Origin of the sequence: Reichenbachiella sp. MALMAid0571 (assembly GCF_040151475.1) — a bacterium.
Classification (GTDB): Bacteria; Bacteroidota; Bacteroidia; order Cytophagales; family Cyclobacteriaceae; genus CAXBNB01.
In genome coordinates, this window is record NZ_JBDKWG010000139.1 from 193047 (window position 1) to 219113 (window position 26067).

22 protein-coding genes are annotated in these 26067 nt (G+C 38.0%); 17 read left to right on the top strand and 5 right to left on the bottom strand.

Annotated elements, in window-relative coordinates; translation table 11 throughout:
• Nucleotides 1–260 precede the first annotated feature (260 nt).
• From AAOP42_RS15905 to AAOP42_RS15915, 3 genes are all read left to right on the top strand, one after another.
• Nucleotides 261–1652, top strand: coding sequence for a S41 family peptidase (locus tag AAOP42_RS15905; protein WP_349529530.1), 1392 nt, complete (start codon nucleotides 261–263; stop codon nucleotides 1650–1652).
• Between the two features lie 491 nt (nucleotides 1653–2143).
• Nucleotides 2144–2839, top strand: a complete 696-nt coding sequence (locus AAOP42_RS15910) for a toxin-antitoxin system YwqK family antitoxin (RefSeq protein WP_349529531.1) — start codon at nucleotides 2144–2146, stop codon at nucleotides 2837–2839.
• Between the two features lie 284 nt (nucleotides 2840–3123).
• Nucleotides 3124–3891, top strand: a complete 768-nt coding sequence (locus AAOP42_RS15915; RefSeq protein WP_349529532.1) for a PIG-L deacetylase family protein — start codon at nucleotides 3124–3126, stop codon at nucleotides 3889–3891.
• 280 nt (nucleotides 3892–4171) lie between these two features.
• Here the strand turns inward: AAOP42_RS15915 and AAOP42_RS15920 are convergent, their stop codons facing one another.
• Nucleotides 4172–4840, bottom strand: coding sequence for a phosphatase PAP2-related protein (locus AAOP42_RS15920; RefSeq protein WP_349529533.1), 669 nt, complete (start codon nucleotides 4838–4840; stop codon nucleotides 4172–4174).
• A gap of 277 nt (nucleotides 4841–5117) precedes the next feature.
• Here AAOP42_RS15920 and AAOP42_RS15925 point away from each other — a divergent pair, with 277 nt between their 5' ends.
• The 8 genes from AAOP42_RS15925 to dapA all read left to right on the top strand — a co-directional run bounded on the left by AAOP42_RS15925 (nucleotide 5118) and on the right by dapA (nucleotide 12587).
• Complete coding sequence (locus tag AAOP42_RS15925; protein WP_349529534.1) at nucleotides 5118–6038, top strand: sugar phosphate isomerase/epimerase family protein; 921 nt, start codon at nucleotides 5118–5120, stop codon at nucleotides 6036–6038.
• A 30-nt stretch (nucleotides 6039–6068) separates the two neighbouring features.
• Nucleotides 6069–6761 carry an SIR2 family NAD-dependent protein deacylase gene (locus tag AAOP42_RS15930; protein WP_349529535.1) on the top strand — a complete coding sequence of 231 codons (693 nt, stop codon included), beginning with the start codon at nucleotides 6069–6071 and terminating at the stop codon, nucleotides 6759–6761.
• Between the two features lie 51 nt (nucleotides 6762–6812).
• The gene (locus AAOP42_RS15935) at nucleotides 6813–7538 is read left to right on the top strand and encodes a hypothetical protein (protein WP_349529536.1); all 726 of its coding nucleotides are present in this window, start codon (nucleotides 6813–6815) and stop codon (nucleotides 7536–7538) included.
• A gap of 258 nt (nucleotides 7539–7796) precedes the next feature.
• Nucleotides 7797–8555, top strand: a complete 759-nt coding sequence (locus AAOP42_RS15940; protein ID WP_349529537.1) for a hypothetical protein — start codon at nucleotides 7797–7799, stop codon at nucleotides 8553–8555.
• Nucleotides 8556–8657: 102 nt separating this feature from the next.
• A complete protein-coding gene (locus tag AAOP42_RS15945; protein ID WP_349529538.1) occupies nucleotides 8658–9071 on the top strand; it encodes an OmpA family protein in 414 nt (137 codons plus the stop codon).
• Between the two features lie 116 nt (nucleotides 9072–9187).
• Nucleotides 9188–11200, top strand: coding sequence for an NAD-dependent DNA ligase LigA (gene ligA, locus AAOP42_RS15950; protein ID WP_349529578.1), 2013 nt, complete (start codon nucleotides 9188–9190; stop codon nucleotides 11198–11200).
• A gap of 3 nt (nucleotides 11201–11203) precedes the next feature.
• A complete protein-coding gene (locus AAOP42_RS15955) occupies nucleotides 11204–11725 on the top strand; it encodes a DUF6913 domain-containing protein (RefSeq protein ID WP_349529539.1) in 522 nt (173 codons plus the stop codon).
• Nucleotides 11715–12587 (top strand): 4-hydroxy-tetrahydrodipicolinate synthase, encoded by an 873-nt coding sequence (dapA, locus tag AAOP42_RS15960; protein WP_349529540.1) that lies wholly within the window; start codon nucleotides 11715–11717, stop codon nucleotides 12585–12587. Before AAOP42_RS15955 ends, dapA begins: the two co-directional genes overlap by 11 nt.
• A 90-nt stretch (nucleotides 12588–12677) precedes the next feature.
• Here dapA and AAOP42_RS15965 read toward each other — a convergent pair whose 3' ends face one another.
• Together AAOP42_RS15965 and AAOP42_RS15970 are read right to left on the bottom strand one after the other, a co-directional pair.
• On the bottom strand, nucleotides 12678–13658 hold the full coding sequence (locus AAOP42_RS15965; protein WP_349529541.1) for a pyruvate dehydrogenase complex E1 component subunit beta: 981 nt from the start codon (nucleotides 13656–13658) through the stop codon (nucleotides 12678–12680).
• Between the two features lie 156 nt (nucleotides 13659–13814).
• Nucleotides 13815–15590, bottom strand: a complete 1776-nt coding sequence (locus AAOP42_RS15970; protein ID WP_349529542.1) for a tetratricopeptide repeat protein — start codon at nucleotides 15588–15590, stop codon at nucleotides 13815–13817.
• Nucleotides 15591–15738: 148 nt separating this feature from the next.
• On the opposite strand from AAOP42_RS15970, the gene AAOP42_RS15975 reads away from it, so the two are divergent.
• Nucleotides 15739–15945, top strand: coding sequence for a PspC domain-containing protein (locus tag AAOP42_RS15975; protein WP_349529543.1), 207 nt, complete (start codon nucleotides 15739–15741; stop codon nucleotides 15943–15945).
• A 75-nt stretch (nucleotides 15946–16020) separates the two neighbouring features.
• On the opposite strand, the gene AAOP42_RS15980 is transcribed toward AAOP42_RS15975, so the two are convergent.
• Nucleotides 16021–17418: a tetratricopeptide repeat protein gene (locus AAOP42_RS15980; protein WP_349529544.1), complete on the bottom strand. Its 1398-nt coding sequence runs from the start codon at nucleotides 17416–17418 to the stop codon at nucleotides 16021–16023.
• Between the two features lie 305 nt (nucleotides 17419–17723).
• Here AAOP42_RS15980 and AAOP42_RS15985 point away from each other — a divergent pair, with 305 nt between their 5' ends.
• The 5 genes from AAOP42_RS15985 to AAOP42_RS16005 all read left to right on the top strand — a co-directional run bounded on the left by AAOP42_RS15985 (nucleotide 17724) and on the right by AAOP42_RS16005 (nucleotide 21917).
• Nucleotides 17724–18959 (top strand): sulfite oxidase, encoded by a 1236-nt coding sequence (locus tag AAOP42_RS15985; RefSeq protein WP_349529579.1) that lies wholly within the window; start codon nucleotides 17724–17726, stop codon nucleotides 18957–18959.
• Between the two features lie 2 nt (nucleotides 18960–18961).
• Nucleotides 18962–19447: a hypothetical protein gene (locus AAOP42_RS15990; RefSeq protein ID WP_349529545.1), complete on the top strand. Its 486-nt coding sequence runs from the start codon at nucleotides 18962–18964 to the stop codon at nucleotides 19445–19447.
• Nucleotides 19448–19477: 30 nt separating this feature from the next.
• Nucleotides 19478–20362: a sterol desaturase family protein gene (locus tag AAOP42_RS15995; RefSeq protein ID WP_349529546.1), complete on the top strand. Its 885-nt coding sequence runs from the start codon at nucleotides 19478–19480 to the stop codon at nucleotides 20360–20362.
• 93 nt (nucleotides 20363–20455) lie between these two features.
• Nucleotides 20456–21619, top strand: coding sequence for a PQQ-dependent sugar dehydrogenase (locus AAOP42_RS16000; RefSeq protein ID WP_349529547.1), 1164 nt, complete (start codon nucleotides 20456–20458; stop codon nucleotides 21617–21619).
• Nucleotides 21620–21689: 70 nt separating this feature from the next.
• On the top strand, nucleotides 21690–21917 hold the full coding sequence (locus tag AAOP42_RS16005; protein WP_349529548.1) for a DUF433 domain-containing protein: 228 nt from the start codon (nucleotides 21690–21692) through the stop codon (nucleotides 21915–21917).
• 357 nt (nucleotides 21918–22274) lie between these two features.
• Here the strand turns inward: AAOP42_RS16005 and AAOP42_RS16010 are convergent, their stop codons facing one another.
• Nucleotides 22275–25853: a 3-keto-alpha-glucoside-1,2-lyase-like domain-containing protein gene (locus AAOP42_RS16010; RefSeq protein WP_349529549.1), complete on the bottom strand. Its 3579-nt coding sequence runs from the start codon at nucleotides 25851–25853 to the stop codon at nucleotides 22275–22277.
• Nucleotides 25854–26067 lie beyond the last annotated feature (214 nt).

Consider the following 26067-nt stretch of genomic DNA (forward strand, 5'->3'; position numbering starts at 1 on the left):
TCTTGTAATAAGAGACCTCTGTTTTCACAGGGGTGACGAAAACCGATAGGGTTTGTACTTGCCTTGGTGAAGGTGAAATTAGACATCAAACGCTTTCGTCATTTGGATTCCTCTAGCCTTAACGTCTCGGTTGAGACTAGTGTGGGAAATGACCGTTTCAAAAAACATAATTAATGCTTTAGATTTGAGAAACGTATAAGGCGCACAAACTATCAAAGTGGATATGCCTGGATGTTAGGGAGCAATTTAATTTTATGAGAATGAAACACAAGTATGTTATAATTATTGTGGGAATCTTAATTCTCAACATCTTCTACAGTTGTCATGATTCAGAACCAGAATTATCAGGCGTTTGGTCTTCTGTTGGTTACGGAAAACAAATGATAATTACGGACAGTACGGTTACTTTATATGACACTTTCTCAGGAGGTTGTGCTCTTTTTGCTGAAATTCCCCCTAAGGTCTTCAGCAACATTTCTGAAATATTGAATTTAACACATGACAGCCTGAAAATTAAAGTAGGGTTGACTGTATATGAATTTACGAGAACCAATCCAAAAATTTCCCCTTGTAACAAGCAACTTATAAAAAATGACCCTCTTTCAAATTTTGATGCACTTTGGAATTCATTTAATGAGAATTATTCATCATTTGAGCTCAGGAGTATTGATTGGGGTAAAATGAAAGAGCATTATCGACCAATGTTAACAAGCCAATCATCAGATTTTGAATTATATTCTGTACTCCATCAAATGATATCCGAACTCAAGGATGGACACGTCTTTTTAGACGCCCCTGATAGTATAAAAAATGAACCAGGTACTGTATTTGATAATCGAATTGGCGATTTGAGGAAAAAAATTATATCCCAGATCAATTCAAAGTATTTAGATAAAGTCCACAATTACAACAAAGGGAATCTTATTTGGGGGAAAATTGATGGAAACATTGGTTACATTCAGATTAATAATTTTGAAGACTTAGCAAATTACGATCTAAGTGATAGTTTATCGGAGGAAGAGTTTTGGGAAGCCTATTGGGAAGCTGCTGAAACCAGTCAGAGTTACACAAAAGATGTTCTTGCTGGTTTAAACAAGCTAATGGAAATCATTATTAAAGACTTTAAATCCACAGAATTTTGTATTATCGATGTAAGATTCAATAGTGGCGGTTTTGATCAGGCAGGACTCGATGTTCTAAGCTTTTTTACAGATCAGAGAACCCTTGCTTACTCAAAAAAGGCAAGACATGGTAAATATTTTACGAAGAAACAGGCAATTTTTATTGATCCTAATACATTCAATTATTCAAATCCTATATATATTTTAACAAGTCATCAAACAGCCAGTGCGAGTGAAACCTTTGTTCTAGGTTCAATGAATTTGTCAAAAGCACGTAGAATTGGATCAAACACTGCAGGGGTATTCTCCGATGTTCTGGATAAAAGATTGCCAAATGGTTGGAATTATGGACTTTCAAATGAAATATATGAAAGCCCTGACAACAAAAATTACGAAATGGTTGGGATAAACCCTGATTACAAAATCAACTATGAAAAAAACAATTTTTCGTTTTACATGCAATTAAATAATGAAATTGAAACTGGAGATATTGCCCTTGAAAAGGCTATAGTGTTGGGTAAAAATCAATAAATTACTTTTTAAAGGAATAGTAAATCGTTTCCCAACGTGTATATTCAAAATAGGAGAACTGTTCAACCAGTTTAGTCTTAGTGAGACACTAAGGCCAGAGGGGATATATAAATCATTTTTCATTTGAATCGCAACAAGGGTCAAATTGAGACACTTCGCTGCGCTCACTGTGACAAAGCAACAGAGTATATAATCTTGCTTCGGTTTAACAACTGAAGCAGTTATTAAGCACTAAACCTCTCCTTGTCATCCTGAACAAAGTGAAGGATCTCTAAGGTTAAGTAATTATGATTTTCCTCTCTATATGAGTTAGTTACAGTCTCAATCTGACGGATATTGAGAAATACTAAGACTAGACGAGATTTGAGCCTATAGTGAATCAAAAAATGTAATAGACCAAATCAAATATTTGGCTATTTAGAGCAGGAAACATTATCTTCCGAAAAAAGGCGACACATAGAGTGGCGTTGGCTATAATCAAACTATTATACATGATCAAACAAGTAATAATTGCCATCACTAGTATAATTCTAATCTTTGGGGAACTGAACGGCCAAGATTTAAAAAAGAAGAGCAAGATTTATAATGTTTCCAATTCAAAATCAACTTATCATGTTCTAAAATCCGATAATACTATTCGACATGGTGATTATTCACTCGTTGATAGCAACAAAATACTAAAAGCAAAGGGGAAATTTAATAATAATGAAAAGGTTGGTCTTTGGGATTATTATCGTAACTCTGGAGGAATAGTCAGCAAATATACTTTTGATCACAACAGAGATACTTTGATTTTCTATGGTATTGCACTTCTTAAGGATGAATATGGAAATATTGTTAGAAAACTTGACTTCAAGGAAGTCGAGGCGCCTGCCGATCCTATTGGTATGGAGGACAATATTGTTCTTTTCCACGAAGATTTTTCAAATACCTACATTTCTAAGTATGGGCAATCTAACTTCGATCGATTTCATGGAAAGGTCTATTTTAAAATGAATTGCACTGAACAGCAGTTAGTTATAAATCCAGAAGTAATAATTAATAAATTGAGTGATTCCGATAGAGATCACCTTTTAGAAATTGCTCGACATACATTAAAGCAATTGGACAATAAGCGAGTATTATTTATAAATAAGGAAGGGAACTTAACAAGTGGAGAAGTAATAATTCCAATGACGTTTCGCTAAAAGTAAAGCATTCTCCACTGCTCTCAATATCTCCTTGAGATCAAATACAGATTGCAAATGATCAAGATTGGGTTTCTCTGAGTCCATTCCCATCGCCATAACAGGATGAATCTCTCAAGAAATATTCATCCAAAAACTTCAATTCCCAATTTTTCGGCTAACTTAACTTTTCCACTTTGAGGCTTTAAAACAAACGGTAGTTGTGGACATGCGGATAAGGTATCGTTACAAGGAATGTGTAGTGATGTTGGGACTTTTAATAACGTTTTTAAAAATAAAATGCAATGACGAAAAATACACGGAGACGGTTTTTGACAAACGCAGTGCCCATCACTATCGGAACCACTCTGGGACTATCCAATGCCAGTGCTTTTGGTAATGGTAGTGATACCTCACTCGAAAAGAAAATGAAAATAGTGGTTTTAGGGGCACATCCTGATGATCCTGAAACAATGTGTGGAGGAGTAATGGCCGTGTATTCAAATTCAGGCCATGAGGTTGTTTCCGCATATTTGACACGTGGAGAAGCAGGTATTGAAGGTAAATCACATGATGAATCTGCAAAGATTCGCACTGCTGAAGCACTCACTGCATGTGGTATTTTAAAAGCTCGTCCTGAGTTCATTGGACAGATTGATGGAAGTTGCGAAATAACCAAGGAGAGATACTCGCAGGCTATCAATTTTCTGGAAAAAGAAGAGCCGGATATTATACTTACACACTGGCCAATTGATACCCACAGGGATCATCGTATTTGTTCAATTTTGGTTTATGATGCATGGCTGGAATTAGGGCGCAAATCTGCACTTTACTTTGGTGAAGTTATGAGCGGACATCAAACTCAAAATTTCACACCTACCGATTATGTTGATATTGCTGGTGTATTAAAGCAAAAGCACAAGTCTTGTTTTGCACATGTAAGTCAGAAAATTGAAGAAACGTACCCGGAGCATCATGGAAAAATGGAAATTTTTCGTGGGATGGAATTCGGTTGCGATTATGCTGAAGCATTCATCAGGCATGTACAAAGCCCGGCAACTTACCTGAAATAATCTGGTCTTAGGGTCTTGTTGATCTCATGTACAGATTACAAATTATCAGGGTTGTCTCTGTGCTAATACCAGAGAAGACCCCAGAGGACAACAGGGCAAACGCATTTAAAAACAAAAACCTCCTTACCGTACAAGTTACGGTATCCCACGAAATAACAGTCGATCCTAACAGACCCCAGAACAGTCTGGGGATAAATTTTTAAATGCGATTGCCCTGTCCAAGAAGATTGGGGAGGGATTTTTATATGCATATAATCCGTAAGGTTATCTCTTGTAGAAGTCAGGATTCTCTGAGCCTGGGCTTAGTCAGTATAGGTTTCAACAGTTCGGCCACCTTTTTATGTTTGAAAACCAAGACATAACTCTGCCATGCGAAAAATGGAGCTGCTAAAACATCAATAGTGTAATGTGCATGTTGGATGAGCAACATCACCGCAATTATCACGGTGATCAATATGATCCATTTTTTTACAGGTTCCTTAACCAAAAATACACACAACACTAAAGTAGCAGTGTGGCCTGAGAAGAACAGGTCTTTCATGAGTGTGTAGTTGTTGTATATGGCATATTCTAAAAGAGGGTCTTTCAGCGGAATGATATTTATCGGAGCTTCCAATGCTACAAAATATAGTGTGATAGACCTAAATAAAATCAATACACCATAAGCAAGGTAAGCCTTTATTAAGTTGTCCGGGGTTTTGATTAATTGGAGAAAAGTAAAAATACACACTCCATATATAAGGATAAATATTGGGACGGATAAATCAAATGCAGGTAAGTGGCTTAAAACAATGTCATTTAGTGAAAGACCTTGTCTGGTTTCTACAAAAGTCATAAATGACCTAAGGAAGAAAATCTCCACAGATATAAACATCATTGCCACAAGGGTCTGGTATCGGAACTTCGGTAGTTTCAGCTCCTTGAGCCATACATACCATACTAATTTCACCTGCTCCAATTCTAGTCATCTAAAAAAGTGCGCAAAGAAAATTTAAAGATTCAATATTTTGTTAACATTCGGGTAATATTTTTTTAATCGACTGCTTTCAGATTACGGTATTTTTTCAAGAAGGTTGATTTAATCATTTGGTTATTTACAGAGTAGGGCTTTAAGGTATGTGTGGAGTGCTTTTTTAGTTTAAGTTTCGATATTTCTGTGGTTATTATTTCATTAATTATTATTGTTGTAGTAGTAGATTCAGTTATAAACTTAAATCCTATATTTTATGCTTGACCTGGGTTTTGTAAGTGCGATACTTGCTGACAATTCATTTGAAGAAGTGGTAGATTTTGCTGCTCATAATAAATTTAAATGTGTAGAAATGATGTGTTGGCCTAAAGGCAAGGCTGAACGCAGATATGCAGGAGTTACACATGTTGACGTGGCTACATTGGATGAGAAGAAAATAGCTTATTTGAAGTCATATCTCGATCAGAGAGGGATTTATATTTCAGGCCTGGGTTACTATCCTAATCCTCTTGATCCGGATCAGGAACAAGCTGAAATTTATATTAATCATATAAAGAACATTATAAGAGCCGCAGCAAAGCTTGGAATTCCTGTAGTGAATACATTCGTCGGGCGTGATCCTTCTAAATCTGTTGCGTATAATCTGGATAGGTTTAAGGAAGTTTGGCCTGATATCATAAAAGAAGCAGAGTTCTATGGGATTAAAATAGGAATTGAAAACTGTCCCATGTTGTTTACTGCCGATGAGTGGCCTGGAGGCAAAAACTTAGCTATTTCACCAGCTATCTGGGATCAAATGTTTGAAGCTATCCCAAGTGACAATTTTGGATTGAATTATGATCCTTCCCATCTGGTTTGGATGCAAATGGATGAAGTGCAGCCATTGTTCGATTACAAAGAAAAGCTCCACCACATTCATTTAAAGGATGTAAAAGTTTACAAGGACAAATTGAATAAAGTAGGAATATTGGCACATCCTCTTGAATATCATTCTCCAAAGATTCCCGGCTTGGGGGATGTGCGGTGGAGAGAGTTCTTTTCTGCACTGACCACAGTTGGTTATAAGGGGCCGGTTTGTATTGAAGTGGAGGACAAAGCTTATGAAAGCTCCGAGGCTGATATCCGTTCTGCTATATTAACGAGCAGAAACTACCTTAGTCAATTTTTGGTTCTTTGAAGTTTTGAAGTAAAATATGAATGAGTAAAAATGAAGAGACTTGTTGCATTGACCGGAGCTGGAATAAGCGCAGAAAGTGGGATCAGTACATTTCGTGACTCAAATGGCCTGTGGGAAGGGCACGATGTGATGGAGGTGGCTTCTCCTGAAGGTTGGCATAAAAACAAAGAGTTGGTGTTGGATTTTTATAACCAAAGAAGAAAACAAGCCCTATCTTCAAAACCCAACGATGGTCATAAAACACTGGCTAATCTGGAGAATGATTTTGACATAACTATCATCACCCAAAATGTGGATAATCTTCATGAAAAAGCAGGGTCATCTCATGTGTTGCATCTGCATGGGGAATTGTTCAAGTCTCGAAGTACAGCTGATGATTCTCTGGTGTACGATATGGAAGGCTGGGAGCTCAATTTGGGAGATAAGTGTGAAAAGGGATCTCAGCTACGACCTCATATTGTTTGGTTTGGAGAAATGGTGCCAATGATAGAAGCAGCTGTGGAGTATGTACTTCAGGCAGACATATTTGTGGTCGTTGGTACTTCCATGGTTGTATATCCTGCTGCCGGACTTATCAACTACGTGCGGACAGAAATACCAAAGTTTATTATTGACCCTAATATTCCTGATATACAGCAACAAAAAAACATGTATCTTTATGAAGAAAAGGCCGGGACAGGTATGCTCCGTGTAGCTAAACTATTGAGAGAAAAATACTGTTGATAGCAAAAGTATTGGTGAACTTAACAGTAATCAAATATTTTAATACCATATATGAACCATGCGTCACTAACCGAACCAGTATCAGGAGGTCTGAATATATCAGTGATCAGTATAGGGCCGGAGTACAGCTTATCTGATCCTATATGGGCTATCAATTGGTTTGATGTTACTAGCAAAACATTGTATGATTTTTACAATTCCATAGCTGTCTCTCATGTGACATCTGTCAAAGGAGTTCCTTTTTTTAAAGGGCAGTTGATCAGGCGTATTGAAGGTCAGGATGCAGATGAAAGAGAGCTGTTGCTGATTGTCTATTACCCGAATCCTGAGAGCTTTTTGACTATGATTAAGTCAAAAATATTTCAACTCAAGAGTATATTAAGAGTGTGGGCGGTAAAGGATTTTACCTTCGGTTTTATGAAAAGGAGAGACGATGGTGAAATCCCAAAATTGCAATTTCATAAATATGATGGGGGACTTGTATTTCTTGTTCATCATTTCAGAAATGGTCATACTGGTTTTGATGCTTTGAAATTAAAAGATATAGCTGCATCGTATGATGTCTTTACCTACTTTGCAGGAATCAAATCACATCTGATTGGTAGAAGGAGAAAGAATGACAAACTTAAAACCGCACCGTTCTTTATGGATGGGTTGTTAATTTTAGCAGCATTTGAAGAAACTCAATTTGAAGATATGCTGAATAGTCTTTCGTATCAGGAGTTTATCAAAGAAAACGCTTCTAATTATATAGGCTTGTACAGGAGGGAAATATGATCTTTATGGGATTTAAACCTTAGGTTATTTTGTTCTTAAAAGTTTACAGAGTTTATATTATTTTGACAATACCTCATGGTAAGTCGTATAAAACACTGATAATTAACCTTTTCTGTTTGGATTATTCAATTATTTTCTCAATATTCACATATTGAGAAAAACGATTAAATGACAGCTAAGGAAAATTATATTGATTTATGAAAAAAACAGGACTAATGTGGTTTTCTGAAATTTGTCAAAACGCAAATTAACATACCAATGTCAACCACTTTTGAACCAGCCAGAACCAATTACCCCAACACTACCTTTGATGCTCTGAAGTTAAATACCAAGGAAGTGTCAAAATCGATAATCCGATCAAAAAAAGTAATCCAGTTTCATATACAAAAAAAGAATAAACAAGCTGTTGCGAGTTGTATGTCAAAGACGATCAAGGAATCGTTTGACGCTGAAATGCTGGATTTAATTGAATCCTATAATTCAGTTCAGTTAACTTCTGCGATAAGAAATTCATTTTCAAATGACAGTGCCTTGAGTATCAGGGATACAGTAAATAATCTTCCAAAGTTTGATTTTAATACCTCAAGTCGTTTTGATAAAACAGTAATGACAAAGGTGTTTGTAAAAGGAGGATCTCACAATGGTTATGTCATATTGCATGTTCCTGCTTTCGTTCCTGCCAATGAGCTTACTATACCTGATGAAGCTACTAATTTTAAAATTAGTGCCAGATTAATTTCGATATCGGATTTTACTTTTTCCAAAGAGTTTAATGCTTACATACCAGTGAATATAGATGCGCATGGACTGTTTGGCTCTTTTCATACTACTATGCTTCCGGTACTCAGAATGCAAACACAGCCAATAACAACTCAGATATGTATCAATAAATGTAAGCCACTTGAAAGTGGAGTGGGAACAGTTTTGGTAGTTGCCGTTAAGTTCTACAATTATGACCAAGGTAAGTTTGTTCACCTTTCTGATAGTGGTACAATGAAAATTATGAAGGTCTTTTAGGCTTCCAGATAATTATTACCAGTCAGTACAAATTCCTGCGAAAATTCCGATGATATATTGAGTTAGTGAACTTGGTAATGCACCTTTTCGTAAAGGTCTGTTGTGATTAGATTTATATTAATATTCTCTTGTTCAATTTTATGCCTAATTTATGCAGGTCAGAGCCAGTCCAAAAAGCTTATAAGAAGCATTTATTTTGGAGGAGGGAGCTATTATATCGATGGGCAACAAGAGCAGGATTTGATTCTGTTTCTTGATTCCATTCCTAACATTGAAGCATACAATATTACCATTCATAGCCATACGGATAATATAGGCGGAGCAGCCTTTAACAAACGTTTGTCTGAGTTGAGGAGTTGGTCGGCAAAACAAATCCTTACTCCGGGCTATGTAAAAGAGCAGGCAATTGAAATTCAGGATTTTGGTCAATTCAATCCTGTTTATGATAACTCTACACTTCTGGGAAGAATGAAAAACAGAAGGGTTGACATTATATTTTGGCCAATAAATATCTAGTTGTTAAAAGTGAAAATAGATGGTTAAACCTCGTTTTAATCTTTAAAATAGGAGAAACAGCCTCTTTAAAATGCAAACAATTGCTACATTTGCCCACTTTTCAACTTCAAAGTTTTATGACTCAGGAACAGGCAAAAAAAGAAATATTAGAGCTCACTGACCGTATCAATTATTACAATGACTTGTACTATCAAGAGAGTGTTTCTGAGATTTCCGATTTTGAATTTGATCAATTGCTTGAAAGGCTCATTTCATTAGAAAAACAATATCCAGAGTATAATTTTAGTGATTCTCCCAGCCATAGAGTCGGAGGGACTATCACCAAAAACTTTGAAACGGTAATCCATAAGTACCCGATGCTGTCATTGGGAAATACTTATTCTGAAGAGGAATTATTAGATTTTGATAAGAGAGTTATCAAAGGGCTTGAAGGTGATGCGCCGGAATATTTCTGTGAATTGAAGTTTGATGGTGTTGCACTTAGTTTAACCTACGAAAATGGAGTGCTTGTTCAGGCCGTTACCAGAGGAGATGGCACAAAAGGTGATAATATTACTGCAAATGCTAAAACAATAAGAACTATTCCATTAAAATTAAAGGGTGATGATATTCCTCAGGAATTTGAAGTAAGGGGAGAGGCATTCATGCCTTCTGCCGTGTTCAAACTGTTGAATGAACAAAGGGCTGCAAATGGAGAAGAACTTTTGGCAAATCCACGTAATACAGCTTCAGGTACTTTGAAAATGCAGGACTCTGCTGTTGTAGCTGCCAGGAAAATTGATTGCTACATGTACAATCTTCTGGGAGCAGAGAAAAACATAAAAACCCATGAAGCCTCTATTAAGACAATTGAAAGTTGGGGGTTTAATGTATCTCCTACATACAAATTGTGTAAGAGTATTTCGGAAGTACTGGATTACATAAAGGAATGGGAAGAAAAGAGAAAGACTTTACCAGTAGATACCGATGGTATTGTTATCAAAGTGAACAGCCTTGATCATCAGGAAATTTTAGGCTTTACAGCAAAAAGTCCCCGTTGGGCAATTGCTTATAAATACAAGACTGAAAGTGCATCGACTATTTTGAAGGATATTACTTATCAGGTTGGAAGAACCGGGGCTATTACTCCTGTTGCAGAACTAGAACCCGTGTTATTAGCCGGGACAACTGTTAAGCGGGCTTCTTTGCATAATGCAAATGAGATAGCCAGGTTGGATATTCGTATTGGTGATACTGTGTATGTTGAGAAAGGGGGAGAGATTATCCCCAAAGTGACAGGTGTGGACACCACTTTTCGAAAATCTGATTCAAAAGAGCATATTTACATAACCCATTGCCCGGAATGTGGATCGGAATTGGTGCGGGAAGAAAGCGAAGCTTCTCATTACTGCCCGAATACAGAAAACTGCCCCCCTCAGATTACAGGAAGGATTCTCCACTTTATTCATAGAAAGGCTATGGATATTGATTCCATGGGTGAGCAAACTATTAAGTTGTTATACACAGAAGGGCTTGTTAAGAATATTGGAGACTTGTATAATTTGAAATACGAACAGGTAGTTCAATTGGAGGGTTTCAAGGAATTGTCGAGCAAGAATCTGATAGATGGAATAGCCAAATCTAAAGAAGCGCCATTCGAAAATGTGTTGTTTGGGATGGGAATTCGGTTTGTAGGTAGAACTGTAGCAGAAAAATTGGTCGCCTGTTTTAAGAACATTGATGCTTTGATGTCTGCTTCTCTCGAGGAGTTGATGGAAGTACCGGAAATAGGAGAGCGGATTGCTCAAAGCCTTGTATCCTATTTTAATAATCCCAAAAACCGAGTGCTTATAGAGAAACTTAAAGACGCAGGTTTGAATTTTGAAATTAACGAAGATGATTATCAATTAGCAGGAGACTCATTAAAGGATATGTCTTTTGTGATATCAGGAGTTTTTGAAAAATATGGTCGTGATGAATTGAAAGAATTGATAAAGTCACACGGAGGCAAAGTGGTTTCATCTATTTCAGCCAAATTGGATTATCTGGTAGCAGGTGAAAAAATGGGACCCGCTAAACTTGAAAAGGCAGCCAAACTAAATATAAAAATAATTTCAGAAGCTGAGTTTGATAAAATGATAAATTTGTAATTGATGTTTAATAAATACTTTTTGTCATTCAAAACGGCTTCCGCCATCAAATCACCCAAGGCAGATCGAGGTACCAATGGATTTTCGAATTCTTTACGTATTGGAATCTTGTTTACCTACTCAGATAAGCATAATTTTGAGCTTGTAAATGAAATGATGGGTAAACTTGAGCAGGAGGGTAAAAGTGTTGACTCAATTACCTATATAGTAAAAATGGGAGAGAATGATAGTTATCCATTCCCTTTTTTTAATATTAAAGATATTGATTTTTGGGGTAATTGGAAAAAGACGGAAGTCAATGATTTTATCAATATTCCATTTGATTATTTGTTGAGTTTGGATTTGAATATTAACAATATTACCCAGAATATATTGGCTTTATCGATGGCTAAGTGCCGTGTAGGGCGTTATGAAGAAGGAAAAAGTGATTACTTTGAATTGATGATTGATCATAAAGAAGATGATTATGAGCAGTTTATCGATCAGGTCTATCACTATATTAAAAATTTAAGAAATGGAGAGTAAATTTATGGGTACGGGTGTTGCGTTGGTTACACCATTTAATGAAGATTATAGTATTGATTACAATGGGCTGGAAAGGTTGATAGATCATGTTTCTGAGGGAGGAGTGCACTATTTGGTAGTCTCAGGCACAACTGGTGAGCCATCTACTATGTCCGATAAAGAGAAGTTGGAGGTGTTGAAATTTGTAAAAGAAAAGAGCACACACAACCTGCCTGTAATTTTTGGAATAGGTGGTAACAACACTCTGGAGTTACTGGAGAAATATAAAGTTTTTGAAGAAGAGGTAGATGCTTTTTTATCTACTTCGCCTTATTACAATAAGCCCTCACAAGCTGGCATACAAAAGCATTATGAGCTTATTGCAGACAGGTCGTCTAAGCCTGTGATGATATACAACGTCCCAAGTCGTACAGGATCCAATGTAGAGGCTGCTACGACAATAGCATTGTCTCAACACCCAAATATTTTTGGGCTTAAGGATGCATCCGGAGACCTTGCTCAATGCATAGAGATTGCTGCCAACAAATCAGATGATTTTATGTTGATCTCCGGTGATGATGTACTTGCTGTACCCATGATTTCTATAGGGGCAGTGGGGCTTGTGTCTGTAGTGGCAAATGCACTTGCGGCTCAAACAGTTGAGATGGTGGATTTTGCATTGGCAGGAGATTTTAAGAATGCTGCAAAGAAAGCCTATGGTCTTATTGAGCCAATTGACTTGTCGTTTGCAGAAGGTAGCCCTAGTGGAGTGAAATATATGTTGAAAAAAATGGGAGTGTGTGGTGATCAGGTGAGGCTTCCTCTTACTACTCTCTCTGATGATTTGAAGAAAAGAATAGACATGTTTGTTTCTGTGATGTAGGAACTATCTTAATACTCTACCTGAGCAAAGGACAAAAAGAAAGCCTCAAAATTTAGTTTTGAGGCTTTCTTTTTGTGTGAACAATAATGTTTATTTTCTATACAAGACAGCTTTCACGGCTTCCTTGGCTCGTTCTGCATTAGGCAGTACTTCTTGAAGTAAAGTAGGCGCATAAGGCACAGGAACGTCTTTGTTGTTGATCCTGTGAATAGGAGCGTCCAGGTAATCAAATGCGTGCCTTTGCACATAGTGGCTTATTTCCGTAGAGATAGATGCCAAAGGCCATGTCTCTTCCAGTATCACCAATCTATTGGTTTTTTTAACAGATTCTATAATAGTTTTGTAGTCAATAGGTCTTACTGAGATCAGATCTATTAATTCTACACTTATATTTTCTTTGGCAAGATCTGTGGCAACCTGATCCACTACTTTCATCATTTTACCGAAAGATACCAAAGTGACATCAGTTCCTTCTTTTACCACTTTTGCTTTATCCAGTGGAATAAGATATTCTCCTTCAGGAACTTCTCCCTTGTCTCCATACATCAACTCAGACTCCATGAAAATAACCGGATCATTGTCTCTGATAGCAGACTTTAAAAGGCCTTTAGCATCGTAGGGATTTGATGGTACTACTACTTTCAGCCCTGGAGTATTTGCGTACCAGTTTTCAAAATTTTGAGAGTGTTGAGAACTCAATTGCCCTGCATTTCCTGTTGGGCCTCTAAACACTGCCGGCACATTAAACTGACCTCCAGACATAGACATCATTTTGGCCGCACCATTTATTATTTGATCTATAGCCACCAATGAAAAATTGAATGTCATAAACTCTACAACAGGTCTCAAACCATTCATTGCTGCCCCAACACCCAATCCTGTAAAACCAAGTTCGGCAATAGGAGTATCAATCACTCTTTCAGCTCCAAACTCGTCCAGCATTCCCTGGCTTACTTTATAAGCACCGTTATATTCAGCCACTTCTTCTCCCATCAGGAACACATTTTTGTCCCTTCTCATTTCCTCACTCATTGCCTCTCTTAAGGCTTCTCTAAATTGAATTACTCTCATACTCAATAATTTTTTCGAACCGCTAAATTATATACTACAATATGAATATCCTAAGCAATTAAACAAATCTGCTTGATCAAATTGACTAATTACCGGACATAAAAAAAGTCCCTACCGAAACTATCAATAGGGACTTAATATTAAATGAGATATTCTTTATTTTAAGGCAGTACTAACAGCACCTGCATATTTGTTGAATTCTAAATCATTCAACGCCATATCCTTAAGTTTTGGATCTTTGTCCACAGCTTTTTTAAGGCTGGATATCATGTCTGAATCATTTTTCAATCTGGCAGAAGCTATAGCAGAGCAATAATATGCCAATGCATAATCACTGTCTTTTTCAGTAACGTCTCCGAAAGCAGTGATTGCATTTTGAAAATCTTTATTCAATAATAGAGCAAGACCTCTGTCGAATATTACATCAGCTTCTGATTTTGCACTTCCTAATGAAGAAAGGGCAGCATCGTATTCTCCTCTTTTGATTTCCAAAGCACCTTTTACACCGTTCATTCCGGCAGCATGGTCTTTGCTAGGGCTTTTACCCAACGCTTCAGAAATAGTATCGAAAGCTTTTACGTTATCACCTTGCATCAAATATGAAGTAGCCAAATTACCTAATACTTCGGCGGCATTGTTCTTCTTTGCAGCAATCTCGAACTGAGCTACAGCTTTTTCAATATTTTGATTTTTGTTACCTTCCATAGCCATGTCAAGATATACAGCACCCAGATTGTTGTGTGACTGCCAGCTACCACTTTTCTTAGTAGCCGCTTTGTAGATAGCCTCTTTTTCAGAAAGAGAAGGTGTCAGTGAAGCTGCAAAAAGTAATTCTTCGTTTGATAGAGTATCAGCACTTACTTTTCCATCAACAATTTGTTTTGCAAGGACAGAGATAGTAGGGTTAGACTTTTTGATTTTCACCGTTAATACTTCTGTTTTAGCAATCCTTAAACCAGGGTAAATGTCCTTGAAAATTGCTTTGTAAGAATCAAGTTTTTGAAGGGCTTTTTCTTTGTCTTCGAATGTTCCAGCTCCGTTTACTATTTTAATGATTTCGGATTTTTGTGCATCAGAAATTCCATTGTAGCTATTTAAAGCATCTTTAAACGATTTCCAATCTTGAATTACCGGCTTCAACACAAATTTAATTCCGTCAGCCATTTCTTTGTAATCGTATTTTTTCATTTGAGCTCTGTAGTACTTTTCGATGGCTGCTGCTCTGTCGCCAGATAAGTCAGAGTTTATTGTTTCAGTACCTTCAGGAGAGTGGCCGCCTATGATGGTTACGGTTCTTGTTACGTTTTTGTCTGCGATAAATGCAGAAAAATCTTTTCCTTTTTTACTTCTTGTTTCAGAAGATTTCAAAAGTGAGCGTCCCTGATCGAAGAAGAAATCTACAGTTGTAGGAACCAATTCTTCTTTGTCATTGTAGCCATGAAATGCATAAGCAGTATAATATACGTCTTTCACAAGTTTAGAAGTTGTAATTATTCCGGGAGCTACAACAAGTCTGTCAGTAGTTTTCAACGATTTGCCAGAAGTCATGGAAGAAGCTACTCCTTGAATTTCAAGATTACCAGATTTCATTGCATCTACGTAATCAAATTCGAACTCACCACTTTTTCTAGAAGTAGATGTGCTCTGGTTTGGAAAATCACTGGATTTAAGTTCAATACTTCCTACAGTCTTGTCACTTTCACCATATTTGTAAAAAGTGTTGATAGTGTACATGTATTTGGAAGGAAGCATTTTTGCTGGAAGAACAGCGGACATTTCAAATTTAACCTTATCCCCGTGTACTTCTAATGGGTTAGGTGTAACTTGTAAATCCTGATCTTTAGCAAGCTTCTGCATGTTTTTTAAGGCACTACACCCGGATAAAAGGAATAAACCCGTTACCAAGGCAATCGCAAAATTCGACTTTCTCATTTGAATATTTGTTTATTTATAATTATCGGTAAATATTTGATTTGGTTGAAATCATTGCAATAATAGCTAAAAAATAAATATATACTAAACTTATAATACACAAAAAAAGAACGATATTCGTTAATATTGTGCTATAAAAAATAAGACTATGCAGGAATTTCTTGAAAAATATGCTTTTGGAGTTTGTGCCAGACTTGGCGAAAAGCTTAGAATACCTACATCAAGTATTCGGTTATTTTTTATTTACAGTTCATTTCTCACATTCGGTTCTCCGGTTTTAGTCTATCTGGCACTTGCATTCATCATGAATATAAGGAAGCATTTACGCAGACGTCATTCCCTTTGGTATTATTGATTGGTAGAGAAATTGACAGCCTTTATCTTATGAATCCTAACCATTCACAGGGAAGATGCTGCAATAAGTGTACCATTATTTTTTATACTGCTGTATAATTTTGAAGAGTGCTTTTTGGGTTTCCAGATTGGGGAAGAACTCATATAAACTGGTATGCAACTCATAATTCAGTGTGAGCCCCTGCTCTAGAAAAGTAAATCCTTTTTTGTATTGTCCTGCTTCTACCAGATACACCACTGCTCTGTAATAAAGCTCAGCTTCTTCCGGGCATTCTTCTATACCATCTAAGATGATTGTTACAGCCTGCTCTGTATCTCCCTGTTCGTGATAAACAAAAGACCAATCCAACCAGATGTCTATATTTTCTGGAGCTAGCTGACTTGCTTCATCGTAAGCATCCAAACTGGAAACATTGTTGCCAACCTTGTATTCGGCATCTGCAATGGCTTTCCAGTAATCAGGATTTTCAACATCAAGCTTTAAGGCTTTGTTGAAAAAATGGACTGCTTCATACCATTTTTCTTGCTTGGCCAGACATACTCCAGTCGAAAACCAGGCTTCATCATAATACTGATCTAATTTTGTTGCTTTTCTGAAATACCTGATGGCAAGTTCGTATTGTTCTATTTTCTCGTATGCTGTTCCGATGCTGTAGTAAATTTCCGGACTTGAACCTTCACGTTCCAAAGTTGTTTTGTATGCTTCCAGGGCTTCATCAAACTTTTCCAGTTGCATGAGTGAATTACCCATGTTGAAATAAGCGGAACTAAACTGGTCATCAATGGCTATTGCATATTCATAGGCATTAATTGCTTCTTCGAATTTTTCAAGCTTATTGTAAACAATCCCAAGGTTGTACCAGGCATACTCTGAGAAAGGATCATTGTCTATAAACTCCTTGTAGTAGGAAAGACTGCTTTCAAGCTCACCAGTCATGTCCAGACAGTAGGCAAGCTCGTACAATACGTTTTCATTGTTAAGATTTTCTTCAAGTGCTATTTTATAATATTTAATAGCATCATAATATTTAGCCTGATTTTGATAAGTCAATCCTATGCTGTAGTAGATGTCATCCTTTTCATCTGAAGACTCCAGAGCCCTTTCAAAACTTTCCAGTGCTTCTGAATGATCTCCTTTCATGGCATACACATTGCCCTTGATCAGGAAAATCTCGGCATCTCCCGGGTGTAGGTTAGAAGCTTTCTCAAGTATAGCTATTGCAGTTTCAAATTCCTGCATGTTGGAATAGCACTGAGCCTTCAATACTAAGAAATCTACCACATAAGGGTATTGTTCTATAGCAAGATTGGCTGCTTTGAGTGCTTTGCGGTTTTTTCCATTTTCCAGAAAATAGTGTAAAATATTTTCGAATTCATCCTGAGTAAAGTAGATCGATTCGTTATTCTCCGAATAGGACTCATACCGCTTTATCAAATCCTTGTCCTCGTTTCTTTTTTTAAAATTCTCTTCCATTCACCGATTTGAACTTTGATGCAAAAATACTCAACATGAATACTTTATAAAGAAGTAATTCAAAGTATTCTTTTGTAGTAAGGTATAAAAATATTTTCAATAAAAAACACATATTACAAACCCTATTGACATGTTAAATGTTTAGTTGTCTAAATGTTTGACTTCCCTGTCATGTAATTACCAATTGGAGATCAAAGACTTAATTGTACCAGACTTATCATTAAGTTTAAATAATATTATGGTGGTATTTTTTTAAAAAGAAAATTTTAAATTGAGCAAAAACTACAAAACGATATAAATAAATGATGGCAAAGAATAAGGATTCAAGAAGACTATTCTTAAAGAGAGGTAGTATGCTGGCGTTAGCTGGCTTCACAGGATTGGACATAGTATTTGGAGAAAACATGCCGGAAGGTTATGTGCCTGTTATTTTGGAAGGTGACGATCCTTTTAAGCTTTTTAACAAACACAAGGATATGTCATTGCTCAATGATAAACCCTGGAATATGGAGGCTCAGGCGCATCTGCTGGATGATAGAATTACTCCTGAGTCACGAATTTTTATTAGAAATAATGGTTTGATTCCGGAAAAAGCAGACCCAAAAAAATGGACGCTAACGGTGGACGGAGAGTCGGTTATCAAAGCCAAAACTTATACATTAGATGAGTTGAAAAGTAAATTCAAACAATACACTTATCAGTTGACATTGGAGTGTGGAGGGAATGGACGAAGTGAATACGACCCTCCGGCAAAAGGCAATCAGTGGACCATTGGAGCTGTGGCATGTGCCAGCTGGACTGGCATCAGGTTGAGGGATTTGTTGGAAGATGTAGGGATAAAAGGTGATGCCGTGTATGTCGGATACTATGGTGCAGACAAGCATCTGAGTGGAGATGAGAACAAGGTGGTTATTTCCAGAGGAGTGCCAATAAGCAAGGCGATGCAGGACGAAACTCTCATTGCATTTGCTATGAATGGAAAGGATATTCCATTGGTACATGGATACCCTTTGCGCATGGTGGCAGGTGGTTGGCCTGCAAGTACTTCAGGTAAATGGCTCAACAAACTTGTGGTACGAAACAAAGTACATGATGGACCGAAGATGGAAGGTTCTTCCTACCGAGTGCCGTGTGAGAGTGTACCCCCCGGAGCTAAGGTTGAAGACAAAGACATGTGCATCATAGAATCCATGCCGGTGAAATCATTGATTACCTATCCACAATCCGGAGCTATGATTGACGAAAACAAGCAATTGGATATCAGAGGCCATGCATGGGCTGGCGAGTTTGAGGTTTCATCCATGAAGTACAGCATAGATTTTGGGGCAACATGGCATAAATGCGAGCTGGAAAAATCCGCAAACAGGCTGGCCTGGCAACATTGGAAAGCGAAAGTAAGGTTCCCTAAAAAAGGATATTATGAAGTGTGGGCCAAAGCAACCGACAGCAACGGAGTAGGGCAGCCAATGGTAGTGCCCGGCTGGAATCCAAAAGGATACCTTAACAATGCCTGTCACCGCATAGCTGTAAAAGTGAAATGAGTATGAAAGAAGATAAATTCATCCGACTGATTGAAAGATGTTTTAATGCGCTGTTGGCGGTTACCATTATTACGTTGATGTTTCCTTTTGCTGCCTATTACTTTATATGCACATACGAAGGAAAAGTAGATAACGAAGAGGAGGTTGTAGTCGAACAAGTAATGAAGGTTGACGATGGGATAACGACTGATGACAATGAGATTTTAAATGGAGTGCATGTTAATTCAGGATTAATAGAAGATAAGGGATACGAAATTGTATTTGCTACTTGTACCAAATGTCATTCTGCAAAACTCGTGACTCAAAACAGAGCTACCAGAGAAGGCTGGGAGAGTATGATCCGATGGATGCAAAGGACACAAAAACTTTGGGACTTGGGAGAAAACGAAACCTTAATACTGGATTACCTGTCTAAGAATTATGCGCCGGAAAAGAAAGGCAGGAGGGCGGCTCTGTCTAATATTGAATGGTACGAATTAAAAGACTAGACAATCCACACCTGAAGTGAAAACAGACCAATGCACTATCTGGATCAATTTATAAACGGAACTGTCGGGTATGCTCGTTGGTTTTGGGGACAAATTACCTTTCAGTCCAGTGATGGCCTTTGGAACAACTACTTCTATTACCTCATTATAGTATCACTGGTATTTTTTCTTTTGGAGATAGTAGCTCCATGGAGAACCAACCAGCCCAGATTTAGAAAAGACTTTTGGCTGGATGCCTTTTATATGTTCTTCAATTTCTTTCTTTTTTCTGTAATCATTTATGCCGGAGTTTCCGAAGTTGGCGTTTCCCTTTTCAAGGATTTTATTGGACTGTTTGGGATCAAAAATCTGGTAGCAATACATGTGGAGCAATGGCCTGTATGGGCTCAGTTGCTTACATTATTTGTGGTTAAAGATTTTATTGAATGGTGGGTTCATCGACTGTTGCACCGATCTGATCGCCTCTGGGAATTTCATAAAGTACACCACAGTGTAGAGCAGATGGGGTTTGCTGCACATTTAAGATACCACTGGATGGAAAATGTGGTTTATAAATCCATCGAATACCTGCCACTGGCTATGATCGGGTTTAGCCTTAGTGATTTTTTTCTGGTACATATCATTGCCATTGCCATCGGACACTGGAATCACGCCAATTTTCATTTTAACATTGGCCCGCTAAAATATATTTTCAACAATGCGGCCATGCATATATGGCACCACGCTCATGACATTCCAAAGGAAAGAAGGTATGGAGTCAACTTCGGACTGTCTTTGAGTATCTGGGATTATTTATTTGGTACCAACTATATACCATATTCTGGTAGAGACATCAAGCTGGGATTTCCTGAAATGGAAAAATTTCCCAAATCGTTTGTGAAACAAAACCTATATGGATTTGGTAAAAAGAAGTAGCCCATAAATATCTTATGCCAACCTAAAGGGCAGGCAGGGATTCCATGTAAATTGAGTATTGTTTCTATTTTTTTATACTGAAAACTATTATCTATGAATTTTAAGCTCCTACAATCTTTGTTGCTCATGATGCTTTTTTGTGTCAATATAGCATGCTCCAGTACTACAGATTCTGACGACTCGTTCAGTGATGAGGGTAATGTACCCATTGCAGATCAACTCAGTAAAATAAAGTTGCCGGAAGGTTTCAAGATTTCTATTTATGCCGAAAATGTGGACAATGCCCGATCTATGGCATTGGGAGCTAATGGGACTGTGTTTGTGGGCACCAGAAATGCCAAAAAAGTCTATGCATTGGTTGACGCTGACGGGGACAACAATGCAGAGGAAGTGCTTACGATTGGTTCAGACTTAAAAACTCCAAATGGTGTAGCCTTTTGGAATGGCAGCCTTTATGTTGCGGAGATCGACAAGCTTTGGCGCTATGACAACATTGAATCCAATTTGAAGAATGTGCCCAAACCGAAACTGATTTATGATGATTATCCGTCAGACAATCATCATGGATGGAAATACATCGCTTTTGGCCCTGATGGAAAACTCTACATTCCGGTAGGTGCTCCCTGCAATATTTGTGAGAGTAAAAACGAAATCTATGCCACCATCACCCGAATGAACCCAGACGGCACAGGAAGGGAGATTTATGCCAGAGGCGTAAGAAATTCCGTAGGGCTGGCGTGGCATCCTACCACCAAGCAACTGTGGTTTACCGACAATGGCAGGGATCAGTTGGGAGACAATGTGCCTCCGTGTGAATTGAATAAAGTGACGAAAGCAGGACAACACTTTGGCTATCCATATTGTCATGGCGGGGATATTGGTGATCCGGAGTTTGGGCATAAATTCTCCTGCGATGAATTTGAACCGCCAGCCAGAAAACTCGATGCTCATGTAGCCCCACTGGGTTTGAAGTTCTATACCGGAGATATGTTTCCTGAGAAATATAAAAATCAAGTTTTCATTCCTGAACACGGCTCCTGGAACAGGTCGAAGAAAATAGGTTACCGTATTTCATTGGTAAAAGTAGAAAACAATCGTGCAGTGAGCTATGAAACTTTCGCAGAAGGATGGCTCGACGAAAAGGAGCAGGAAGCATGGGGCAGGCCTGTCGATTTACTCGTAATGCCAGATGGTGCTATGCTGGTTTCGGACGATAAAAAAGGAGTGATCTATCGGATTGCTTATGTTGGGGAGTAGGGAGGTATTTATAAAAGTTAGAGAGTATCAGGATTCTGCATCATATTGAATAATATTCGTAAATTTGAACATGGATTGGCAAACATACATATCAACAGATCAGAATGTTCTTTTAGGAAAGCCAACTGTTAAGGGTACTCGTATTTCTGTGGAACATATTATAGGGTTATTGGCACAGGGATGGACCGAACAGCAAATTCTAGAAAATTACCCTAGGTTAACAAATAAGTCTTTGCAAGCTGTATTTTCATATATCCAAGATTGTTTGAAAGATGGACTTCTCTATTTTAATACCTAATCCCAGAAAGTTTTGAAATTTCTGGCAATCTTCAGATAAAACCCACCTGATCAACTTATGGTTCATTTTTTAGTGCCAAATTGAGACACTTCGCTGCGCTCAGTGTGACAAGGCAGCAGACAATATGAGCTTGCTTTAGCTGTAATAGCTGATGTTAAGCGCAAAACTGTCCTTGTCATCCTGAACATAGTGAAGGATCTTTGGCTTAGGCATGAACTAACTACCAAACGCATGTTATTCCAGAAAACTAGAAAGAAATATGGAAAAAATGCTGCTCAATCGTTTTCACTAAATAGGAACCACGAGCAAAGGAAAACGCTCGATTTTCCTTTGCTCGTGGAACTCAATTTTCCTCCCTTACAACTCTCGCACTTTTATATTTCTAAACCAGATTTTGTCTCCATGATCCTGAAGGCCAAAACGGCCTTTTCTTGATTTACCAAAGTCGGGTTTGTTCTTGAATTTTGACTTGGCTACCATCTCATCCCAGGCGGGAGAAAACATTTCGTACTCCACTACTTTGTATCCGTTTTGCCAGTGCTCGGCATGACCATCCTTTACAATTAATCTGATTCTGTTCCATTCTTCTGCTTCATTGGCGGTGACAGGAGTGGTTGGAATCAAATCATAAAGTGATCCGGCTCTGTGCGATGGTAATTTAGAATCATGGTGTCTTTTATCGTCCAAAAATTGCAATTCAGGGCCGGTATGCCACATACTTCCATATTTAGGATCTTCAACAATGTTAAACATCAATCCGGAGTTTCCTCCTTTGATGATTTTCCATTCTAATGTCAACTCGTAGTTTTCAAATTCATCATTGGTCACGATATCCTTTCCGCCTTTTTTTGTGAGGTGAAGTTCTCCGGCAGGAGTCACTACCCATTCAGGGTTAAGACCTTCTCCATTATAGGTATGCCATTTGTCTATGGATTTTCCATCAAACAACAATTTCCATCCTTCTTTCACCTCTGCTTCTGTCAGTGTGTTGTTAGTAGGAGTGGGTGTCTTAAAGCCAGGCTTGTTAGCTGGTATTTTTGTCATGGTGTACCACGTTTCTGTTGACCACAGTGATTGTCTGTCTTGACTGATAAATGGCTGTTTGATGTGTATGTAAACCACCTTGCGTTCTTTTATACCATCAATTTCCAGGAATATTTTCTTACGGTCTTCTGATAGGTTTACAGAAACAACCTTAAGCACTTCTTCTCCCATTTTTGGGCCGCCATAGGCTGGTGTTGCCACATAGAAATATTGCTGTACATCAAAGTCTTCCACGGTTAAATTTGTGCCCCCAAGTATTGGTTCTGTCAATTCAATTTCCATCCCATCTGTTTTGGCTCGAACGGCCAGCATCTCAAAAGTAGATTTCTTATTGTAAGAAAAACCGTTGAGCGAATACCACAAGTGGCCTTCGTGACGCCAGTTTCCACCAGAACCAATTCCTCCGGCATACAAGTTGCCATCTGGCCCCCAGACTAATCTGTTGACACCAGCATCTAATCCTTGCATAAACCGGAAGGCAGCTCCCTGTTTTATACCATCTACTTCATCAATAAATACCCGTTTGATTCCGCCATGAGTTACATCACCATGAATCATCTGGTCTTTATATGGGCCGATATTTAATATGGCTTGCTGGCTTGGTGAATTACTGATTTCAACATGAGGAAGCCATACCAAAGGTGGTTGTTCTTCATAATCTTTCACCCTGTCCCAGTCGGCATGTTTAAACCCATAAAACTTGCCTTTTTCTACCCTCACGATTTTGCTGGTAGGAATCCAGTTGCCTTGATTGTCTGATACATACAATGCACCGTCAGGACCGTGCGATATTCCGTTTGGTGTACGAAACCCTTCAGCCAGAATTTCTAATTCACTTCCGTCTTTACTTATTCTTATAACTTTCCCTCTGTCAGGTACATTTTTATGTTCTTCTCCCAAATCTGTGGCAAGTGTAGCATAGAAGTTTCCGTCTTTATAGAGCAAGCCAAATGCAAATTCATGGTAGTGAGAAGTGACATACCAGGAGTTACACACTTTCCTGTATTCATCAATTATTTCATCTCCATCGGTATCTACCAGCTTTGTCAACTCTTGTTTTTGTAGTACGTACATTTCACCATCTACCATCTTTATACCCAGTGGTTCAGCAAGCCCGCTGGCTATTTGTTTCACTTCCATGGTTTCCTGATTTCTGGAATTGTAGTTTTTGATGATGTAAACCGAACCGGCAGAGTCCCAGGTGCAAATGACCATTTTGTCGTTACCGATAAAATCTATGCCTCCAATTCTTGGGTGAAAGCTCGATAATTTAGCCTCAAATTTGTCGAAAGAAGGATGAACAGCATCCAATGGCATTTTATCTCCAGGGATGGTTTTTGAATAAGTTTCGTTAGGCACATATGGTGTCAATTTTCTAAAAAAGCTTCCATCATGATACAAAACTGAATTTGGAACTACCGTGAATTTTTTTCCGTCATCTGACCATTGAAGGGATACGGCATAACCGCCACCCCCTTCGTAAAATTGCAGTTTGAACTTATTCCAGCCTTTCTTTAGAGTGGCTTTTCCATCGATAGCCGATGCGCTGTGGTCGCCATCATTGTCAAGAATTTTCTTGCCGTTTAAGATGAATTTAGATCCATCGTCACTTACCAGTCTAAATACTTTTTCTGTATTTGAATCTGATTTGATGTATCCTTCAAATTCCATATAAAAACTTGAAGGGCCACCATAAGCACCATTGCCTGTGTTGTGAATGGCAGAGGCAACACCATTCATAATAGGCAGGGTACTTTTAGTAAGTTCATCGTATAAAATTGCCCTGTCGTCTATCATGTAAAAATTAGTTGCTACACCCGGTTGTTTCGTTTTTGTATCTCCTTTTGTGCGATCCTGGATGTCAAGTTCAACCTCTATGGTTTTGGTATCTGCAAAGAGTTTTATCTCTTCCTTTTTTGGTACTGGCTCTCCGTCCAGAGAAAGTAAATAGTAAACCATTTCTTTAGCGTCATTTTTAGATAAATCGGGGTGAGGCGTCATCAAAAGTTCTCCCCAATTGCCTTTTCCGCCACTGATTACCTTGTCAGCCAACTGATCAATCACTCCCCATTCAAAAGGATATCTTTTTGCAATAGAATCATAAGCAGGGCCTACCAGATTTTGATGTTCCAAGTGACATGTCTTACAATCGTTGATGCCCTCCAGTTTCATTCCCCTTGCCAGTATTCCATTGGTTTTTTCAGATGGTTCTTTCCAGTCAGTCGGAACAGGATTGAAATAGGTGTTAACTGTAGTGTTGCCTGTTATTTCAATTTTATTGCTTCTACTGCCAGAGTCTTTGTTATTGATTGTTTCATTACTAATAATGCCATCTGCAATGTTGTAAGTCAATACAGCAGTAAGATCACTTGATGATCCTTTTAGAATTTCAAATTCTCGAATAAGCCCCATTTTACCTTCTTTTAAGCTATACTCAGGTGTTTCCCGCAGCTTTACCGATCCTCCGGATTTTGAAATAAGTTCAAATTCTATTCCTACCTGACCTTTTTTCATCACATGTCCCAGATAGTTGATGGTTGGTGTTTCAGTTCCTTTAGCTGTTTTTAGTTGCCATTGAGTTTGAGTTGTGCTGTCGTAAACATAGGGGTAACCTTTACTGGTTGGTTGTACTCCATGTGCTGTTGTATATACGGCTCCTTCATAATTTACACCACCTTTCCATGCCTTGTACAAATTACCTGTTTGCAAGTCATAAGATGCATATAGGTCTTGATGCAATGCTACAGTCAGCATTCTTGGTTTTTTGTCCATAACAGACCTAAACACCCAGGTGTCTTTAGGACGATTGTAGTCTATGGGTTGCTCGCAAGCTGAGAGAATAATTATTGAAAAAAAGCAAAACGCTTTGAATAGAGTGCTTAGTAATTTCATCGTTAAGAAACAGGTTTTTGTAATCCGGCAAATTAAGTGAATGAATGCGTTCAAAAAAAAGAAATGCAACTTATTTCCAAACACCGTTAATAACAGCTTACAGTTTGATTAGGAAATATTAAATTTACGTGCATTATCTGATTAACCCTACTTTGTCATATTTGAGAACAGCGTAAAACCTGACAGGTTAAATGACCAGAAAAGCCTAACCTAT

Excerpts from the sequence above, each read along its gene's own strand:
- AAOP42_RS15980 (WP_349529544.1), bottom strand. The coding sequence starts at position 17,418 with ATGGAAGAGAATTTTAAAAAAAGAAACGAGGACAAGGATTTGATAAAG.
- AAOP42_RS15935 (WP_349529536.1), top strand. The coding sequence starts at position 6,813 with ATGAACCATGCGTCACTAACCGAACCAGTATCAGGAGGTCTGAATATA.
- AAOP42_RS15990 (WP_349529545.1), top strand. The coding sequence starts at position 18,962 with ATGAAAGAAGATAAATTCATCCGACTGATTGAAAGATGTTTTAATGCG.
- AAOP42_RS15910 (WP_349529531.1), top strand. The coding sequence starts at position 2,144 with ATGATCAAACAAGTAATAATTGCCATCACTAGTATAATTCTAATCTTT.
- AAOP42_RS15965 (WP_349529541.1), bottom strand. The coding sequence starts at position 13,658 with ATGAGAGTAATTCAATTTAGAGAAGCCTTAAGAGAGGCAATGAGTGAG.
- AAOP42_RS15925 (WP_349529534.1), top strand. The coding sequence starts at position 5,118 with ATGCTTGACCTGGGTTTTGTAAGTGCGATACTTGCTGACAATTCATTT.
- AAOP42_RS15975 (WP_349529543.1), top strand. The coding sequence starts at position 15,739 with ATGCAGGAATTTCTTGAAAAATATGCTTTTGGAGTTTGTGCCAGACTT.
- dapA (WP_349529540.1), top strand. The coding sequence starts at position 11,715 with ATGGAGAGTAAATTTATGGGTACGGGTGTTGCGTTGGTTACACCATTT.
- ligA (WP_349529578.1), top strand. The coding sequence starts at position 9,188 with ATGACTCAGGAACAGGCAAAAAAAGAAATATTAGAGCTCACTGACCGT.
- AAOP42_RS15930 (WP_349529535.1), top strand. The coding sequence starts at position 6,069 with ATGAAGAGACTTGTTGCATTGACCGGAGCTGGAATAAGCGCAGAAAGT.
- AAOP42_RS16010 (WP_349529549.1), bottom strand. The coding sequence starts at position 25,853 with ATGAAATTACTAAGCACTCTATTCAAAGCGTTTTGCTTTTTTTCAATA.
- AAOP42_RS15905 (WP_349529530.1), top strand. The coding sequence starts at position 261 with ATGAAACACAAGTATGTTATAATTATTGTGGGAATCTTAATTCTCAAC.
- AAOP42_RS15940 (WP_349529537.1), top strand. The coding sequence starts at position 7,797 with ATGTCAACCACTTTTGAACCAGCCAGAACCAATTACCCCAACACTACC.
- AAOP42_RS15970 (WP_349529542.1), bottom strand. The coding sequence starts at position 15,590 with ATGAGAAAGTCGAATTTTGCGATTGCCTTGGTAACGGGTTTATTCCTT.
- AAOP42_RS15995 (WP_349529546.1), top strand. The coding sequence starts at position 19,478 with ATGCACTATCTGGATCAATTTATAAACGGAACTGTCGGGTATGCTCGT.
- AAOP42_RS15915 (WP_349529532.1), top strand. The coding sequence starts at position 3,124 with ATGACGAAAAATACACGGAGACGGTTTTTGACAAACGCAGTGCCCATC.
- AAOP42_RS15985 (WP_349529579.1), top strand. The coding sequence starts at position 17,724 with ATGGCAAAGAATAAGGATTCAAGAAGACTATTCTTAAAGAGAGGTAGT.
- AAOP42_RS16005 (WP_349529548.1), top strand. The coding sequence starts at position 21,690 with ATGGATTGGCAAACATACATATCAACAGATCAGAATGTTCTTTTAGGA.
- AAOP42_RS16000 (WP_349529547.1), top strand. The coding sequence starts at position 20,456 with ATGAATTTTAAGCTCCTACAATCTTTGTTGCTCATGATGCTTTTTTGT.
- AAOP42_RS15955 (WP_349529539.1), top strand. The coding sequence starts at position 11,204 with ATGTTTAATAAATACTTTTTGTCATTCAAAACGGCTTCCGCCATCAAA.